The sequence below is a fragment of the Serratia sp. N21D137 genome, assembly GCF_047530005.1.
Lineage (GTDB): Bacteria > Pseudomonadota > Gammaproteobacteria > Enterobacterales > Enterobacteriaceae > Chania > Chania fonticola_B.
This window is the reverse complement of record NZ_JBLJAJ010000126.1, coordinates 1-623: the sequence shown is the minus strand read 5'-3', so window position 1 is coordinate 623 and position 623 is coordinate 1. Positions and strand designations below refer to the sequence as shown.

The 623-nt window shown below is 58.6% G+C and carries 1 protein-coding gene; it reads left to right on the top strand.

The annotated features are described in order from the left end of the window. Window positions 1-68: 68 nt before the first annotated feature. Window positions 69-623: helix-turn-helix domain-containing protein (locus ACMV5H_RS25640; RefSeq protein ID WP_414822819.1), on the top strand; the 555-nt coding region annotated here is incomplete at its 3' end.

Genomic DNA, 623 nt, shown 5'->3' with positions numbered 1-623 from the left:
CGGGGACATCATGAACACTTGTTCGGGGACATGGTAGACACTTACAACATAGGTATGAGTACTTCTGAGTGGAGTTGCTTATGCCGTGGGATGAGAGATCTGCCATGTCATTACGTACCGAGTTTGTACTTTTCGCCTCACAAGAAGGCGCTAATATCCGTGCGCTATGCCGTCAGTTCGGCATAGCGCCTGCTACCGCATACAAGTGGTTACATCGCTGGCACTCTGATGGGCGCGCCGGTCTGAACGAACGTTCTCGAGCGCCACACCATTCCCCCAGCAGAACCTCTGACACCGTTGTCCAACATCTCCGCGCTGCACACCTGGCCCATCCGATGTGGGGCACACGCAAGCTCAAGCGGTGGCTCGAGATGCAGGGGCATACGTTACCGGCCGCCAGCACCGTGCATAACCTCATGCGCCGCCATGACCTGCTACCAGGCGGTCCGTCACCGGCGCCCACCGTCGGACGCTTTGAACATGACGCCCCGAACCAACTCTGGCAGATGGACTTTAAAGGCCACTTCCCCTTCGCCGAAGGGCGTTGTCATCCGCTGACCTTGCTGGATGACCATTCGCGCTTCTCGCTCTGTCTGGCGCACTGCCCGGACGAGCGACGTGTC